The 15939-nt window shown below is 72.3% G+C and carries 14 protein-coding genes; 4 read left to right on the plus strand and 10 right to left on the minus strand.

All coding sequences use genetic code 11. From position 1 onward, the window contains the following. Nucleotides 1-142 precede the first annotated feature (142 nt). From ACFVUH_RS33560 to ACFVUH_RS33570, 3 genes are all read right to left on the minus strand, one after another. Nucleotides 143-643 carry a nuclear transport factor 2 family protein gene (locus ACFVUH_RS33560; RefSeq protein WP_355357491.1) on the minus strand — a complete coding sequence of 167 codons (501 nt, stop codon included), beginning with the start codon at nucleotides 641-643 and terminating at the stop codon, nucleotides 143-145. Then, complete coding sequence (gene folP / locus ACFVUH_RS33565) at nucleotides 633-1541, minus strand: dihydropteroate synthase (RefSeq protein ID WP_387917260.1); 909 nt, start codon at nucleotides 1539-1541, stop codon at nucleotides 633-635. The genes ACFVUH_RS33560 and folP overlap by 11 nt, the downstream gene beginning before the upstream one ends. A 113-nt stretch (nucleotides 1542-1654) precedes the next feature. Beyond that, complete coding sequence (locus ACFVUH_RS33570; protein WP_355357485.1) at nucleotides 1655-3490, minus strand: phosphatidylglycerol lysyltransferase domain-containing protein; 1836 nt, start codon at nucleotides 3488-3490, stop codon at nucleotides 1655-1657. Between the two features lie 377 nt (nucleotides 3491-3867). Between ACFVUH_RS33570 and ACFVUH_RS33575 the strand changes: the two genes are divergently transcribed. Together ACFVUH_RS33575 and ACFVUH_RS33580 are read left to right on the plus strand one after the other, a co-directional pair. Then, nucleotides 3868-5022, plus strand: a complete 1155-nt coding sequence (locus ACFVUH_RS33575; protein WP_355357482.1) for an alpha/beta hydrolase-fold protein — start codon at nucleotides 3868-3870, stop codon at nucleotides 5020-5022. Between the two features lie 151 nt (nucleotides 5023-5173). Then, entirely contained in the window at nucleotides 5174-5974 is an 801-nt protein-coding gene (locus ACFVUH_RS33580) for a ferritin-like domain-containing protein (protein ID WP_387917262.1), read from the plus strand. 53 nt (nucleotides 5975-6027) lie between these two features. Here the strand turns inward: ACFVUH_RS33580 and folE are convergent, their stop codons facing one another. From folE to dacB, 6 genes are all read right to left on the minus strand, one after another. Beyond that, on the minus strand, nucleotides 6028-6633 hold the full coding sequence (folE, locus tag ACFVUH_RS33585) for a GTP cyclohydrolase I FolE (RefSeq protein WP_030309924.1): 606 nt from the start codon (nucleotides 6631-6633) through the stop codon (nucleotides 6028-6030). A gap of 111 nt (nucleotides 6634-6744) precedes the next feature. Then, nucleotides 6745-8796, minus strand: coding sequence for an ATP-dependent zinc metalloprotease FtsH (gene ftsH / locus ACFVUH_RS33590; protein ID WP_355357475.1), 2052 nt, complete (start codon nucleotides 8794-8796; stop codon nucleotides 6745-6747). Nucleotides 8797-9022: 226 nt separating this feature from the next. Continuing rightward, nucleotides 9023-9577 carry a hypoxanthine phosphoribosyltransferase gene (hpt, locus tag ACFVUH_RS33595; RefSeq protein ID WP_049654051.1) on the minus strand — a complete coding sequence of 185 codons (555 nt, stop codon included), beginning with the start codon at nucleotides 9575-9577 and terminating at the stop codon, nucleotides 9023-9025. Between the two features lie 71 nt (nucleotides 9578-9648). Continuing rightward, nucleotides 9649-10806 (minus strand): tRNA lysidine(34) synthetase TilS, encoded by a 1158-nt coding sequence (tilS, locus tag ACFVUH_RS33600; RefSeq protein ID WP_355357472.1) that lies wholly within the window; start codon nucleotides 10804-10806, stop codon nucleotides 9649-9651. Between the two features lie 265 nt (nucleotides 10807-11071). After that, nucleotides 11072-12253, minus strand: coding sequence for a zinc-dependent metalloprotease (locus tag ACFVUH_RS33605; protein ID WP_355357469.1), 1182 nt, complete (start codon nucleotides 12251-12253; stop codon nucleotides 11072-11074). Nucleotides 12254-12450: 197 nt separating this feature from the next. Next, nucleotides 12451-14067, minus strand: coding sequence for a D-alanyl-D-alanine carboxypeptidase/D-alanyl-D-alanine-endopeptidase (gene dacB / locus ACFVUH_RS33610; protein ID WP_387917265.1), 1617 nt, complete (start codon nucleotides 14065-14067; stop codon nucleotides 12451-12453). Nucleotides 14068-14210: 143 nt separating this feature from the next. On the opposite strand from dacB, the gene ACFVUH_RS33615 reads away from it, so the two are divergent. Both ACFVUH_RS33615 and ACFVUH_RS33620 read left to right on the plus strand, forming a co-directional pair. Continuing rightward, on the plus strand, nucleotides 14211-14702 hold the full coding sequence (locus tag ACFVUH_RS33615) for an inorganic diphosphatase (RefSeq protein WP_030397564.1): 492 nt from the start codon (nucleotides 14211-14213) through the stop codon (nucleotides 14700-14702). 218 nt (nucleotides 14703-14920) lie between these two features. Next, a complete protein-coding gene (locus tag ACFVUH_RS33620; RefSeq protein ID WP_387917266.1) occupies nucleotides 14921-15595 on the plus strand; it encodes a heme oxygenase (biliverdin-producing) in 675 nt (224 codons plus the stop codon). A gap of 164 nt (nucleotides 15596-15759) precedes the next feature. Here the strand turns inward: ACFVUH_RS33620 and ACFVUH_RS33625 are convergent. Further along, the coding region (locus tag ACFVUH_RS33625) for a hypothetical protein (RefSeq protein WP_387917267.1) at nucleotides 15760-15939 on the minus strand (180 nt) is incomplete at its 5' end.

Here is a 15939-nt window from a genome sequence, read left to right on the forward strand (position 1 = left end):
CAACACCCGACCGTCCTACCCGGCACGAACCGTCGCCACGCGCACCGGAATGGCGATTGACGTGAACGTTCGGTGACTTGTCGGGAATTCCCCGGTCACCGCCCGGCGACGTTTTCCCGTGATTCCCCACCGCGGCGCGGAATCAGTCCTCGTCGTCCTCGTCGGCGCTGGTCAGAACGGGTGAACCGTGGTGCGACCAGAGTTTCCACCCGCCCGGGGTGCGCCGGAAGAGATTGGTGGACACGACCTTTCCCCCGACCAGTGGCCCGAGCTCGCCCTCCTGTTCGGCCTCGCCGCCGGAAAGGATGTTCTCGGTGCACGTGACAAGGGCCACATCGCCGTGCACCTCCGCTTCCTCGTCGGTGAGGATGAACTGGATGTACTCGGTGTTCGCCATGATCAGCATGTACGAGCGGGTCACCTGGGCCCGTCCGCGCAGCACCGGCCACCCCGGGTGGACGCAGACCACGCCCCCCTTGTCGTCCGCCTCGCCGGCGCCCAGCCAGGCGTCCTCGACCGCCGCGAGGTCGCCGGTCTCCAGCGCCTCGTAGAGCGCCCGGTTGGCGGCCAGGACCGCTTCCCGGTCCTCCCCGCCGGCCCGTCGGCCCGCCGTCTCCCCGCTCAACCTGCCGTCACCCGCCATGACCCTCCCGTCCTTCGCCAAGCGCTCGTCCCTGCCGGGCGGCGCGCTGCCAGGCCGCGACCACCCGGACGGCGTCCGCCGTGCCGGCCACGTCGTGCACCCGCACCGCCCAGGCACCGGCCTGTGCCGACAGCACCGACACCGCGGCGGTCGCGTGGTCGCGCTCCCGGGCCGGGCGCAGTTCCCCGGTTTCCGGGTCGGCGAGCAGCGTACCCAGGAACCGCTTGCGCGATGCGGCGACCAGGACGGGCCGGCCGAGCGCGGTGAGCGCGTCGAGCCGGCCGAGCAGGGCCCAGTTGTGCTCGGAGGTCTTGGCGAAGCCGAGTCCCGGGTCCAGGATCAGCTGCTCCTCCTTGACGCCGGCGGCGAGCAGGGCGTCGACCCGGGCGGTCAGCTCGCCGACCACGTCGGTCACCACGTCGTCGTAGACGGCCAGCCGGTCCATGTCGGCGGACTGCCCGCGCCAGTGCATCACCACGAACGGCGCGCCGGTCCCGGCCACCACCCGGGCCATCGCCGGGTCGGCCAGGCCGCCGGAGACGTCGTTGACGATCAGCGCGCCGGCCTCGACGGCCTGCTCGGCCACCGAGGCCCGCATGGTGTCGACGGAGACCGCCACCCCGGCGGCGGCCAGCTCCCGCACCACCGGCACGACCCGGCGCAGCTCCTCCTCCTCGGGCACGCGCTGCGAGCCGGGGCGGGTGGACTCGCCGCCGACGTCGACCAGGTCGGCGCCCCGGGCGCGCAGCGCGAGCCCGTGCGCGATCGCCTTGGCGGGGTCGTGCCACAGCCCGCCGTCGGAGAAGGAGTCCGGGGTCACGTTGACCACGCCCATGACGGCGCAGCGGTCGAGCCGCGGCAGTCCGGGCGGTGGCGGGAAGGGCACCGAATCGCTCATAACCCCCATTATCTGACCCCCCGCCTCCGGCCACCCGGCGCCCACCCCCCGGAAGGCGGCCGGCCCCCGCCGAGGAGCGTCCTCGACGGGGGCCGGCACCGCTGCCGCACGGCTCAGGCGGCCTCGGTGACCTCCGGCCTGGGGCCGTCCGGCAGCCCCTTGCGCTGCGGCTTGCGCCCGAAGCGGGGCATGCCCAGCGTGATGAAGGCCTCCGCCTGCATCGCCGCGAAGCCGATCCGGGGCAGGTCGCGGTTGTTCGGGAAGACCAGGAACCGGGGCTCCCACTCCGGCTGGAACTTCGCGTTGAACTTGTACAGCGACTCGATCTGGAACCAGCGCGACAGGAACACCAGCAGCCCGCGCCAGGCGCGCAGCACCGGTCCGGCGCCAATCCGCTCGCCGCGGGCCAGCGCCGAGCGGAACATCGCGAAGTTCAGCGACACCCGGCGCACGCCCATCGCCGGCACGGCCTGCAGCGCGGCGACGATCAGCAGCTCGTTCAGGCCCGGGTCGGCCGCCCGGTCACGGCGCATCAGCTCCAGCGAGATGCCGTCCTCGCCCCAGGGCACGAAGTGCAGCACGGCCTTGAGGTCGTCACCGGTCTCGCCCTCCTCGGGCGCCTTGTGGGCGGTGACCACCACGCAGTCGTCGTCGCCCGGGTCGCCGAAGCGGCCGAGCGCCATCGAGAAGCCGCGCTCGGTGTCGGTGCCGCGCCAGCGGGCCGCGGCGTCGGCGATCCGCTGCTTCTCCTCCAGGGGCAGCTCGGCGACACGGCGGACCTGGCAGGAGTAGCCGTTGCGCTCGATCCGCTTGACCATCTGGCGGACGTTGCGCATGGCCCGCCCGGCGAGCGAGAAGGTCGCGGTGTCGACGATCGCCTCGTCGCCCAGCTCCAGCGCGTCCAGCCCCGCCTCGCGGGTCCAGACCTCGCCGCCGACCTCGCTGCAGCCCATCACGGCCGGCACCCAGGCGTGCTCGCGGGCCTCGGCCATGAACACCTTGATCGCACCGGGCCAGGCCTCGACGTCGCCGACCGGGTCGCCCGAGGCGAGCATGACGCCGGAGACCACCCGGTAGGAGATCGCGGCCTTGCCGGTGGGCGAGAACAGCACGCTCTTGTCCCGGCGCAGCGCGAAGTAGCCGAGCGAGTCCCGCTCGCCGTGCCGCTGCAGCAGCGCCCGGACCTTCTCCTCGTCCTCGGCGGTCAGCTCCGGCTTGGGCTTCTCCGGCCGCAGCGCCAGGTAGGTGGTGGTGAGGGCGGTGAACAGACCCATCGCGCCGAGCAGGTAGCCGACCAGGTCCTCGATCCGGTCCGCGTTGTAGTGCACCGGGCCCTCGAAGCCGAACAGCCCGTAGACCACGTGCTCCAGCCGCTGGTAGAGGCCCGGGTCGCCGACCTCGTACTTGGTCCGGGTGCTGACGACCAGCAGGCCGAGCAGGACGCTGACGGTGCCCAGCACGACCAGGTTGACCACGGCGCGCCAGCGGGTGCGCGGGTCGGCCTTGGCGTAGAACTCGCGCCGGTGGATCAGCATGACCGCGAACAGCACCATCGAGATGACCGCCGGGCCGAGCTGGTGCCAGCGCAGCAGGTGCAGCGCCGCGCCGATCGGCAGCAGCACGCACACCGCGCGCCAGGCGCGCCGCTTGCGCCGGCGCAACGCGTGCGCGAGCAGTACCAGCAGCAGGCCGATCATCAGGGTGCCGGCGGCGGCCAGCGTGGTGGTGCCACCGGGCAGCTGCCCGGCGAAGGTGTGCACCTTGGTGTGCCGGAGCCTGGGGAACACCGCGCTGGCGATGTCCACCAGACCGATCAGCAGACAGGTGTAGCCGACCGCACCGGGGAGCCAGGCCCTCGGAACGGCGGCCGCCTGGGTGCGAAGCGTCTGCAGACCGCGACGACGCGGGGGCTGCTCGGGGCTCGGCTCAACGGACACGGGAACGCTCATGGAGGTTCAGCGTAGGGGCTGTGGAGGGGTGTCCGGTCACTCCGGGGTGGGAGCCGTGATGGACCTTCATGCCTTTTCCTTCATCAGGCAATACGCACACCAAGGAACCGGAAACGAAGGGTAAACCGGCACCCTGGGGGCGCTGCGAATTGAGCCGAGGGGTGGGCGCCGGGGCCCCTCACCGCGTGGCGCGACGGGCCCCCGCGTACGTCCTACGTACGGTGGACGCCGCATTTTAGGGCGTCGGTTGCGTGCGCGCACCGTCGGCCTCCCGGGCCCCGCCCGGCGTCCGGACAGCCTAGCCGCGGTGGCCGGGACTGACGCACCGCCAGACGATGAAGCCTGCACCGACAGTGTCCCACCGGAAGGCCGACGGTATGGAACTGACCAGCGACGCGCTGATGAACTCGCTGCTTGCCCTGGGTTCGGCGGCGCTCGTGACCACCCTCTGGGTCTGGCCCAGACTGGCGCGGCAGCGACCGCTGCCGATGCTCGGCCGGGTGGGACTGCTGACCGTCACTCAGGCCTCGGTGCTGGCGGTGCTGGCGCTCAGCGTCAACAATTCCTTCGGGTTCTACACCTCCTGGGACGACCTGCTCAACCCCGGCGGCACCAAGCTCGCCCTCACCAGCAACGAGAACCACCGCAACGGCGTCCCGGCCGGAGACGCCCTGCTGGAGCCGACCGACGACAGCGGCATGCAGAGCATCGGGGACCTGCCCAAGGGGGCACCCGAAGAGGTGGGGAAGGTCGAGTCGGTCCGGATCACCGGAAAGGAGACCGGACTGTCCGACCAGATGTTCGTCTACCTGCCGCCGGAGTACTTCGACCCGAAGCTCGGCCTGACCCGCTTCCCGGTGCTGCTGACCATCGCCGGCTACCCCGGCACCACGCTCAACCTGATGAAGGACCTGCCGGTCATCCAGACCGCGGTGGAGCTCCAGCGCTCCGGGAAGATGCAGCCGGCCATCGTGGTGCTGGCCCGCCCGACCCTCGCCCCGCCGCGCGACACCGAGTGCGTGGACGTCGTCGGCGGGCCGCGCACCGAGACCTGGTTCACCAAGGACGTCCCCGAGGCGCTGCGCTCCGCCTACCGGATCGGCCGCTCCCCGGCCTCCTGGGGCGTCTTCGGCTACTCGACCGGGGGCAGCTGCGCGCTGCGGCTGGCGATGCGCTTCCCGACCGTCTTCGGCAGCGCGGGCGGGCTGCACGCCGACTTCAAGGTCAACGAGGACCAGTTCACCGGCGGCAGCCTGTTCGGCGGGGACCGGACGCTGGCCGAGCAGAGCGACCTCGCCTGGCGGCTGCAGAACCTGCCCGCCCCGCCGCTGTCGATGCTGGTGGTCTCCACCCGCAAGGAGTCCGACTACCCGCAGACCGTCCAGTTCGTCGAGCTGGCCCAGCAGGTCGCCGCCGCCAACCCGCAGTTCCAGGCGGAGTCGATGTACCTGGACGACGGCGGCCACAACTTCGAGAGCTGGGTGCGCGAGCTGCCCGCCGCGCTGGAGTGGATGGGCCGCCACCTCGGCTGACCCCTCGGCCGGCCCCTCCGCCGACCCCTGGCGCCGCTGGGCGGGTGATTACCGGCCGGTCGGGCGCGGTGCCGGCCACCGCGGGGGACGTATCTCGACCGCCCCGGCCGAACGACGGCCGGGGCCGCCCCCGATCCGGGCAGGAGGCCCCATGCTCAGCACCCGATCGCTCTTCGACGAGATCTACCGGAACGACGAGGCCTACCAGCTGTTCTGCAGCATCGCCGCCGGCGGCGAGGACCAGGGCGGGTGGGAGAACGAACGGATCACCGAACTCACCCGCGACCCGGTGCTCGCACCGAAGATCGCCCGGCACGGCGCCGACGAGCGCAAGCACGGCCGGATCTTCACCCAGCTGCTGCACAAGCGCGGCCTGCCGAGGGTCGGTGTGCCCGCCGACACCGACTACTGCATGCTGCTGGAGCGCCAGGGCGTCGGCCTCGCCCACGAGCGGCTGACCAGCACGGTCCCGCTGACCGACCGCGAGATCATCACCTACCTGGCGCACAGCCGGGTCACCGAGCAGCGCGCGGCCGAGCAGATGCGCCAGCTCGTCAAGGCGTACGGGGACAACCCCGACCTCGGCCGGGCGATGCGGATGATCTCGGCCGACGAGGACAACCACCTCGCCTACTGCCACGAGGAGCTGCTGCGGCTGACCGCCGAGGGGCACGGACCGTACATCCGCCACGTGCTGGAGACCAGCGCCCGCGGCGAGATCCGCACCCACCGGGACGTCGGCCTCGCGGTGACGTCCCGGATGGCGCGGATCCTCGGCTGGCCGCGCTGGCAGCTGACCGTGGTCACGGCCGGCGTGCGCGCGCTCTACCTGTACGACCTGCTGTACGGCTGGCGGCGGATGGTGCGGCTGCGGATGCCCGCGCGCCGCAACGCGCTGGGCACCCCGGCCCCGCCGCACGCCGAACCGGAGCCCGAGCCCGAGCCGATCTGACCGGCCCGCGCCCGTCCGGCCCGCGCGGCGCCCGCGGGGACGCCGCGCCCCGGTCAGCGACCGATGATGAGGCTCATCGCCTCGGCCCGGGTGGCCGGGTCGCGCAGCTGTCCGCGCACGCAGGAGGTGATGGTCTTGGCGCCGGGCTTGCGGATGCCGCGCATCGACATGCACATGTGCTCGCACTCGACCACGACGATCGCCCCGCGCGGCTCCAGGATCCGCATCAGGGCGTCGGCGACCTGGCTGGTGAGCCGCTCCTGCACCTGCGGCCGGCGGGCGTACACGTCGACCAGCCGGGCCAGCTTGGACAGGCCGGTGATCTTGCCGCTGGTGGACGGGATGTACCCGACGTGCGCGACGCCCCGGAACGGCACCAGGTGGTGCTCGCAGACCGAGGTCAGCTCGATGTCCTTGACCAGCACCATCTCGTCATGGCCGAGGTCGAAGGTGGTGGTCAGGACGTCCTCGGGCTCCTGCCAGAGTCCCGCGAATATCTCCTTGTACGCCCGGGCCACCCGGGCCGGCGTCTCCAGCAGGCCCTCGCGGTCCGGGTCCTCGCCGACGGCCAGCAGCAGCTCGCGGATGGCGTTCTCGGCCCGCTTCTGGTCGAAGGTGCCGACGGCGGGCGGACCGTCGAGCGTCACCGGGTCGATCATGCGGGCCTCGCTAACTGGTTGACGAACAAGGGTTGAACAGCACGGATGCCGCGCCTCCAGGGTACAAACCCCGGTGACGCGGCATCCATTCCGTCGGGTGCCGGGCTCCCGTCAGCCCTCGGTGGGCGGGTCGATCGGCAGCGGCGGGAGCTTCACCACGTCGGCCGGGGCGGCCTCGGCGGCGGTGGCGCCGTTGGTGAGCGCCAGCTCCTTGGGCGACTGCACCGGCGGGCGGGTGGACGGCGTCCGGCGGGCGGAGCCGGTCCACGCCGGACGGGCCGGGCGCTTGACGATCGGGGCGAAGATCTCGGCGATCTGCTCCTTGTTGAGGGTCTCCTTCTCCAGGAGCTCCAGAACCAGGTTGTCGAGCACGTCGCGGTTCTCGACCAGGATCTCCCAGGCCTCGTTGTGCGCGGACTCGATGAGCTTCTTGACCTCCTCGTCGACCAGCCCGGCGACCTCCTCGGAGTAGTCGCGCTGGTGACCCATCTCGCGGCCCAGGAACGGCTCCGAGTTGTCGCTGCCGAACTTGATCGCGCCCAGCCGCTCGGTCATGCCGTACTGGGTGACCATGGCCCGCGCGGTGGCGGTGGCCTTCTCGATGTCGTTCGAGGCACCGGTGGTCGGGTCGTGGAAGACCAGCTCCTCCGCCGCGCGCCCGCCCAGCATGTAGGCCAGCTGGTCGAGCATCTCGTTGCGGGTGGTGGAGTACTTGTCCTCTTCCGGCAGCACCATGGTGTAGCCGAGGGCCCGGCCGCGGGACAGGATGGTGATCTTGTGCACCGGGTCGCTGTACTGGCAGGCCGCCGCCACCAGGGCGTGACCGCCCTCGTGGTACGCGGTGATCTTCTTCTCCTTGTCGGACATGATCCGCGTGCGCTTCTGCGGACCCGCCACGACGCGGTCGATCGCCTCGTCCAGGATGTTGTTGTCGATCAGCTTCTTGTCCGAGCGGGCGGTCAGCAGGGCCGCCTCGTTCAGGACGTTCGACAGATCGGCACCGGTGAAGCCGGGGGTGCGCTTGGCGACGGCCGAGAGGTCGACGTCGGGCGCGATCGGCTTGCCCTTCTGGTGCACCTTGAGGATGTCCAGACGGCCCTGGAGGTCGGGGCGCTCGACCGCGATCTGGCGGTCGAAGCGGCCCGGGCGCAGCAGCGCCGGGTCCAGGATGTCCGGGCGGTTGGTGGCGGCGATCAGGATGACGCCGCCCTTGACGTCGAAGCCGTCCATCTCGACCAGCAGCTGGTTGAGGGTCTGCTCACGCTCGTCGTGGCCGCCGCCGAGGCCCGCACCGCGGTGCCGGCCGACGGCGTCGATCTCGTCGACGAAGACGATCGCCGGGGCGTTCGCCTTGGCCTGCTCGAAGAGGTCGCGGACGCGGCTGGCGCCGACACCGACGAACATCTCGACGAAGTCCGAGCCCGAGATCGAGTAGAACGGCACGCCGGCCTCGCCCGCGACGGCGCGCGCCAGCAGGGTCTTGCCGGTACCGGGCGGGCCGTAGAGCAGCACGCCCTTGGGGATCTTGGCGCCGACGGCCTGGAACTTGGCCGGCTCCTGCAGGAACTCCTTGATCTCGTGGAGCTCCTCGACCGCCTCGTCCGCGCCGGCGACGTCGGCGAAGGTGGTCTTCGGGGTGTCCTTGGTGAGCAGCTTGGCCTTGGACTTGCCGAACTGCATGACGCGCGAGCCGCCGCCCTGCATCTGGTTCATCAGGAACAGGAAGACCAGCACGATGATCACGATGGGCAGCATCGACAGCAGCAGGCTGACGAGGGTGCTCTGCTTCTCCGGGCTGATGGTGTAGCCCTCGGAGAGCGTGCTCTGGTCGTTGTCGTTGATCTGGGCCTGCAGCTTGTCGGCGATCGCGACGCCCTGGTCGCCGATGTACGAGGCCTGGAACTTGCTGCCGGACTGCGGCTTGCCGGTGCCCACGTTGGGCAGCTTGGCGCCGTCCTTCAGCTGAATCTTGATGGTGTTCGAATCACCCGTGGTGATCTGCGCCGACTTGACCTGCTTCGCGTCGATCGCTGCAACGACCTGGCCGGTGTCCACCGTCTTGTAGCCGTTCGAGTCCGAAACGACCTGCATCAGCACGACAACGGCGAGGACGGCCAGCACGATCCACATGATCGGCGCACGGAAGTATCGCTTGACGTCCATCCATGCGGGGCGTTGCCGCCCCGTCCCTCCTGCCACTCAACGGCGCCGCGTGGCTGTGGGCCGCCGGCGCATTCGGTCAGTGCTCATGTGAAGAGCGGTTTATTGGACCGTACCGCAGTGCGACCCCCACGTGGCGGGAGCACGGCGATACGACGTTCTTCTATGGTCCCCCGGATCCAACGGGTGGGAACAGGCTCCTGTTCCCGCCCGTCGTCCGAACGGGTTCTCAGCCGCCGTAGACGTGCGGCGCGAGGGTGCCGATGAACGGCAGGTTGCGCAGCTTCTCCGCGTAGTCGAGGCCGTAGCCGACGACGAACTCGTTGGGGATGTCGAAGCCGACGTACTTGACGTCGATCTCGACCTTTGCCGCATCGGGCTTGCGCAGCAGGGCACAGACCTCCAGGGAGGCCGGGCCGCGCGAGCCCAGGTTGCCGAGCAGCCAGGACAGGGTCAGACCGGAGTCGATGATGTCCTCGACGATCAGCACGTCGCGGCCGGCGATGTCGGTGTCGAGGTCCTTCAGGATCCGCACCACGCCGGAGGACTTGGTGCCCATCCCGTAGGAGGAGACGGCCATCCAGTCCATGGTGACCTGCGAGTGCAGGGTGCGGGCCAGGTCCGCCATGACCATCACGGCCCCCTTGAGGACGCCGACGATCAGCAGGTCCTTGCCTGCGTAGTCCCGGTCGATGCGCTCGGCCAGCTCCAGGAGCTTGGCGTCGATCTCGTCCTTGCTGATGAGCACCTTCGCGAGGTCAGCGCCCATGTCGTTCTGGTCCACCGGGGATACGTCCTCAAACGTGTCGGGGTCTGGATGGCCGGCGGCCGGCTCCCCCGGGGCATGCCCGCCCGTCAGTCGCCCTGTCGCCGAAAGACCAGCGTGCCACACCGCCGGGTCGCTTCGACGCCCCCGGGTAGGTGCAGCGGCCCCTGGCCGCGCCATCCGGTGACCAGCAGGTCGATCGTTTCGAGGTGCCGGGCGAACAGGTCCCCGGCCGGACAGCCCGCCCGCAGCGCGGCCCGGCGCAGCACCCGGCGGCGCACCGCGGGGGGGAGTTCGGCCAGTTTCGCCGCGTCCAGGGCGCCGTCGCCCGTACGGATGTCACGCTCGGCGAGGGAGGCCCACTGGTCGAGTGCGTCGGCGTCGTCGCGGAACAGCCGGGCGGTGCGGGCCAGCGCCTCGACCACCCCGCCGCCCAGGTGCTTCTCCAGCACCGGCAGCACCTCGTGGCGGACCCGGGAGCGGGTGTAGGCCGGGTCGCAGTTGTGCGGGTCGTCCCAGACCGGGATCGCCTGGGCGGAGCAGGCCTGCCGGGTGGCGGCCCGGTCCAGCTCCAGCAGCGGGCGGCGGTAGCGGCCCTTCTGGGCCGGCATCCCGGCCAGCGAGCGGGCGCCCGAGCCGCGGGCCAGGCCCAGCAGGACGGTCTCGGCCTGGTCGTCGCGGGTGTGGCCGAGCAGCACGGCGACCGCGGCGTGCCGCTCGGCGGCCTCGTCCAGCGCGGCGTAGCGGGCGTCCCGGGCGGCGGCCTCGGGGCCGCCGTCCCGGCCGACCCGCACGGCGACCGCCTCGACCGGGTCCAGGCCCAGCTCCCGCAGCCGGCCGGCGACCTGGGCGGCGCGCTCGGCGGAGCCCGCCTGCAGACCGTGGTCGACGGTGACGGCGCCGACCCGCAGGCCGATCTTGGGGGCCTCGAAGGCGGCCGCGATGGCGAGCGCCATGGAGTCCGCTCCGCCGCTGACGGCGACCAGGACCAGCGGCGAGCCGGGCGCGGCGGGGGTGCGGGGCAGCCCGGAGGGGTGGCGGTGGGCGTTGCCGATCAGCGTGGTGCCGACGGTGGCGGGCAGCGCGACGGGCAACGCGGCGGCGGGCAGCGCGGCGCCGGTGCGCTCGCGCGGCTCCCGCGGCTCGCGGACGGGCGCGGTGAAGGTGGAACCGGCCTCGGCGGCGAGGTCGGTGAGGGCGCGGCGAACGGCCAGGCGTATCGCGGCGACGGCGGGGTGAGGGCCCACGGCGACGACTCCTCGGCGGAGGGGGGACAGGACGACGGTGGGCGCGGCGGGGACCGCGCATCTGTGAGCACCCTGTTACCGGGCGCTCACAGATGGTGGCAGAAAGGAGGCACCCGCTACGCCACCCGCGCCACCGGTACGACCACCGTCCCACGTTCGGGTGAATGAAGAAACGTATCTTCACCCGCCATGTGCACGACTGGACCACCCGTACGAACGGGTTTGAGCGCCGGTTGCTCCCCTGCAGGCCCCTACGGGCCCCGCGTCAGCGCGCGACGCGGGCCACCCAGGCGGCGGGGTCGTGGATCTCCTCCTTGGTCGGCAGCGTGTTCGGCGAGGTCCAGACCCGGTTGAAGCCCTCCATGCCGACCTGCTCGACCACGCCCCGCACGAAGACCGCGCCGTCCTGGTACTGGCGCAGCTTGGCGTCCATGCCGAGCAGCCGGCGCAGCACCAGGTCCAGCCGGTTGGCGCCGCGGTCCCGGCGCTGCTGGAACTTCTCGCGGATCTCGGAGACGCTCGGCACCACCGCCGGGCCCACGCCGTCCATCACCACGTCCGCGTGCCCCTCCAGCAGGGACATCACGGCCGTCAGCCGGGCGAGGATCTCCCGCTGGGCGGGCGACTGGACGATCTCCAGCAGACCGGCCGAGGAGGAGTTGTCCCCCCGGGCGCCGCCGAGACCCGGCAGCCCGGCGCCCAGCGAGCCGGCGGCGTCCCTCAGCCGGTCCAGCAGCGCGCCCGGGTCGACGTCCGTCTCGGCCAGGAAGGACTGCACCTCGGACTGGATGTGGTCGCGCAGCCAGGGCACCGCGGTGAACTGGGTGCGGTGGGTCTCCTCGTGCAGGCAGACCCAGAGCCGGAAGTCGGCCGGGTCGACGTCCAGTTCCCGCTCCACGTGCACGATGTTCGGCGCCACCAGCAGCAGCCGCCCGGGGCCGGGGCCCTCGGGGCCCAGCCGCGGCTTGTCGAACAGCGCGGCCGGGCTGTCCGGCGCCTCCAGCGAGGGCTCGGCCGGGGCGAAGGTCTCGTACTGGCCGAGCACCTTGGTGGCCAGGAACGCCAGCAGCGCGCCCACCTCGATGCCGGTGGCCTTCTCCCCCACCGTGCCGAACACCGCGGAGGCCGACCCGTTCGCCCGCCGCGCCTGGAGCTTCTCCACCAGCGGCTGCACGATGGTGCGGAAGCCCGCCACGTTGGCCCGCACCCAGCCGGGCCGGTCCACGATCAGCACCGGGGTCGCGGCCGCCTCGGTCAGGCTGCTGGAGCGCATGCCGGTGAACTCCCGCACGTGCTCCTCCGCCGCCAGGGCGTGCCGACGCAACTCGGCGACCACCGCGCCCGCCTCGGCCCGGCTCACCTCCGGCCCCGGCCGCACCAGCCGGGTCGCGGTCGCGACCGCGAGATTCCAGTCGACCATGTCGGCACCGCCGCTCGCGCTCGTCATGCCCTCACCGTACGTGCTCCCGCCCGCCTGGGGGAGCCGGAACGGCCGGTCAATGACGGCCCGCACCGCCCTCGTCGCACAGCACCGGGAAAGCCGCCCGCCGCCGCCGCACGACCCGGGCTGCCCCGGCCTCACGTCGGGCTCCCACACGTTCGCCGGGCTCGGGCGCGGTTCCCGAGCCCGGCGGGGGGCCTGACCTAGTGGCAGCCGCAGGCGGCGAGGCGGGCGACGACGCGGTCCATGGCGGTGCGGGCGGTGTCGGCGGGGGCGGTGGTCCGGGTCATCAGGGCGAAGGAGAGGAGGCGGCCGTCGGCGTCCACCACGGTGCCCGCCAGGGTGTTGACGCCGCTCAGGCTGCCGGTCTTGGCGCGGACCAGGCCGGCCGCGTCGGCGGCGCCCGAGGTGGAGCCGAAGCGCTTGCCGAGAGTGCCGGTGAATCCGGCGATCGGCAGGCCGGTCAGCACCGGGCGCAGCGTCGGGTGCTCCGCCGAGGCGGCCAGCGTGAGCAGCTTGACCAGGACGACCGGCGGGATCGCGTTGCCGGTGTGCAGGCCGCTGCCGTCGTTCAGCACCATGCCGGTGGTCGGCACGCCGAGCCGGGCGAGTTCCTGGGTGACGGCGGTGGCCGCGCCCTCGAAGCTGGCCGGCTGGTGGGCGGCGAGCGCGGCCTGCCGGGCGATCGCCTCGGCGAGCGTGTTGTCGGAGGTGGTCAGCAGCCGTTCGACCAGCCGGGCCACGGTCGGGGAGTCGACCCGGCCGAGCACGGGGGCGTCGGCGGCGACCGGGGCGGCGGCCTGCTTCGCCTTGCCCTGGACGGTGATGCCCTGGGCCTTGAGCAGCGCGGCGAAGGCCTCGGCGGCGGCCATGGCCGGGTCGGCGACACGGGCGGGCGCGTCCTCGCGGCTCTTCGGGTCGACCTTGGCCTCGTCCACCATCAGCGGCGTGACGGCGGGGATGTTCTCGTTGTCGTGGTTCTTGTGCAGCAGGGCGCCGGTGTAGAGGGAGACGTCGTAGTCGAGCGCGACGGTGCCGGTGCCCGCGGCCTTCAGCGCGGCGGCGGTCTGCGCGGCCAGCGCGTCGAGCGAGGCGGGGGCGGTGTCCGGGTCGGCGGGGATGCCGCCGATCTGCACCTGGTCGGCGGGGAGCGCGGTCAGCGTCGGGTCACCGCCACCCACGAGGGTGATCCCGCCGGTGGCCGCGTTCTTGACGACCCGGGTGGTCAGCCGGGTGTCGCCGGGGATCAGCGACAGGGCCGCGATCGAGGTGGCCAGCTTGGTGGTGGACGCCGGGGTCGCGGCGGTGTTCTCGCCGGTGCCGTAGAGGAGTTGGCCGTCGGCGGCGTCCGCGACGGCGAGGCCGACGGTGCCGAGGCTCTTGTCGGCGAGCACGGCGGCGAGGGCCTGCTGGAGGCCCTGGGCGGTGGGCAGGCCGGTGTCCGGCCCGGCCCCGGCGGCGGCCAGCACCGTGCCGGTGGGGGCGGGTCGGACGGCTCCGGTGGGCTTGGCGCCGGGCGGCGTGGTGGCGGCACCGGTGGTGCCCGCCGTACCGGTGCCCGGGCCGGTGGTGGCCGTACCGGTGGCGCTCGCGGACGGGCGGGGCGACTCGCTGCCGCGGCTGCCCGGCCGGTTGCCCCGGTCCCCGTGGTCCCCGTGGTCGCCGTGGTCCCCCTTGTCGTCCCGCCGGCCGTTGCCCTCGTCCTGGTCCCCCTGGGCGTTCCCGGTGGACCGGCCGCCCGGCGAGGCCGATCCGGTCGGCGTCGGGGACGGCTGCGCGTACGCACCACCCGTTCCGAGCACCGTTCCGGCGACCAGCAACGCCGCCCCGAACAGCCCCGCGGCCGTCCCCCCGCGTCGGTCCCCCGACCCAGCCCCTGCTCGCACCGACCCGGCCCCTTTCCTGAGCACTCACTCCCGTAGGAGACACTTGGATTCTGTCAGTCCCTACCTTGGAGGAACCGTTGGAGTTCGACGTCCTTATCGAAATCCCGAAGGGCTCTCGTAACAAGTACGAGGTCGACCACGAGACCGGCCGTCTGCGGCTCGACCGGATGCTCTTCACCTCGACCCGCTACCCGGCCGACTACGGCTACGTCGAGGGCACCCTGGCGGACGACGGTGACCCGCTGGACGCCCTGGTCATCCTGGACGAGCCGACCTTCCCCGGTTGCCTGATCAAGTGCCGCGTCATCGGCATGTTCAAGATGACGGACGAGGCCGGCGGCGACGACAAGCTGCTCTGCGTCCCGGCGACGGACCCGCGCTGGGAGCACCTGCAGGACATCCACCACGTGTCGGAGTTCGACCGCCTGGAGATCCAGCACTTCTTCGAGGTCTACAAGGACCTGGAGCCCGGCAAGTCCGTCGAGGGTGCCAACTGGGTCGGCCGCGCCGAGGCCGAGGCCGAGGTCACCGCGTCGATCAAGCGCCTGGCGGAGCAGGGCGGTCACTGAGCCGTCGCGCCCATCTCGTCCGTCCGGCGGTCCGTCCGCCGGGGGGCTCCGAGGTAGGTCGAGGCAGTCGGAGGCCGGGGTTCGCGGAGTTTTCCGCGGCCCCGGCCTTCGCCGTTCCCGGGGGCGTGCGATTTTTCCCGACACCCTGTCGGCATGACGGGAGCTTAGGTTAGGCTAACCGAAGCAATCGGGGGTGTACTCGATCTCTGGAGGCCCGCATGCCCATACCCGAGCAGCCCGTCGTCCCGTTCTCCACCGTGCTGCGCACCGCGAGCAGCGCCGAGCACGAGGCGGCCGAGCAGTCCTCGTTCATGAGCCGCCTGCTCGGCGGGCACCTCGGCATCGAGGCCTACGCCGACCTCACCGGCCAGCTCTGGTTCGTCTACCGCGCGCTGGAGGAGCGGGCGGAGCAGCTGGCGAAGCACCCGGTGGCCGGCCCCTTCATCGATCCGGCGGTGCTGCGCACCGAGGCCATCGAGCGCGACCTGGCCCACCTGCGCGGCCCGCAGTGGCGCGAGGGGCTCGCCCCGCTGCCCGCCACCGCCGCGTACGTCGCCCGCTTGGAGGAGCTCACGGAGCAGTGGCCGGCGGGCTACGTCGCCCATCACTACACCCGCTACCTGGGCGACCTGTCGGGTGGTCAGATCATCCGGGGCATCGCCGAGAAGACCTGGGGCTTCGAGCGCAAGGGCGACGGGGTGCGGTTCTACGTGTTCGAGGGCGTCGACAACCCGGCCGCCTTCAAGCGCGACTACCGCACCAAGCTCGACGCCGCCGGGGAGGCGATGGACGAGGTCGAGCGCCGCCGGGTGGTCGAGGAGTGCAAGCGCGCCTTCCAGCTGAACGGCGCCCTCTTCCGCGACCTGGACACCCGGTACCCACTGAGCGCCTGAACGGCTGAGCGTGGAGCAGGAAGTCGGCCCGGCCGACTTCCTGCTCTTCGGCGTTGCTCCCGGTGGCCCCTTGCCTGCTGTCGCAAGGGGCCACCGATCGTTGCTTCGCCGGGGGTTGGGCGGAGCAGGAAGTCGGCGGGATCGACTTCCTGCTCCGAGGCGTGTCATCGGGGTGTGCGGCGGCGGTTGTCGGGGTTGGTTTCGGGGCTGAAGTGGCGGGCTTGGCGGGCGATCCAGGTGTATTCGGGGGTGCCGTCGGGGGAGGTGCGGAGTTCCCAGCGTCCGTGGCGGGTGATGGGCGGTGGGGGCGGGCCGACTTTGAGGGCGGTGATGACGCCGGTGAT

The sequence above is a fragment of the Kitasatospora sp. NPDC058032 genome (assembly GCF_042885845.1).
Classification (GTDB): Bacteria; Actinomycetota; Actinomycetes; order Streptomycetales; family Streptomycetaceae; genus Kitasatospora.

Bases quoted from the DNA above. Each gene is read 5' to 3' on its own strand.
- ACFVUH_RS33560 (WP_355357491.1), bottom strand. From the start codon at position 643: ATGGCGGGTGACGGCAGGTTGAGCGGGGAGACGGCGGGCCGACGGGCC.
- folP (WP_387917260.1), bottom strand. From the start codon at position 1,541: ATGAGCGATTCGGTGCCCTTCCCGCCACCGCCCGGACTGCCGCGGCTC.
- ACFVUH_RS33570 (WP_355357485.1), bottom strand. From the start codon at position 3,490: ATGAGCGTTCCCGTGTCCGTTGAGCCGAGCCCCGAGCAGCCCCCGCGT.
- ACFVUH_RS33575 (WP_355357482.1), top strand. From the start codon at position 3,868: ATGGAACTGACCAGCGACGCGCTGATGAACTCGCTGCTTGCCCTGGGT.
- ACFVUH_RS33580 (WP_387917262.1), top strand. From the start codon at position 5,174: ATGCTCAGCACCCGATCGCTCTTCGACGAGATCTACCGGAACGACGAG.
- folE (WP_030309924.1), bottom strand. From the start codon at position 6,633: ATGATCGACCCGGTGACGCTCGACGGTCCGCCCGCCGTCGGCACCTTC.
- ftsH (WP_355357475.1), bottom strand. From the start codon at position 8,796: ATGGACGTCAAGCGATACTTCCGTGCGCCGATCATGTGGATCGTGCTG.
- ACFVUH_RS33605 (WP_355357469.1), bottom strand. From the start codon at position 12,253: ATGACGAGCGCGAGCGGCGGTGCCGACATGGTCGACTGGAATCTCGCG.
- ACFVUH_RS33620 (WP_387917266.1), top strand. From the start codon at position 14,921: ATGCCCATACCCGAGCAGCCCGTCGTCCCGTTCTCCACCGTGCTGCGC.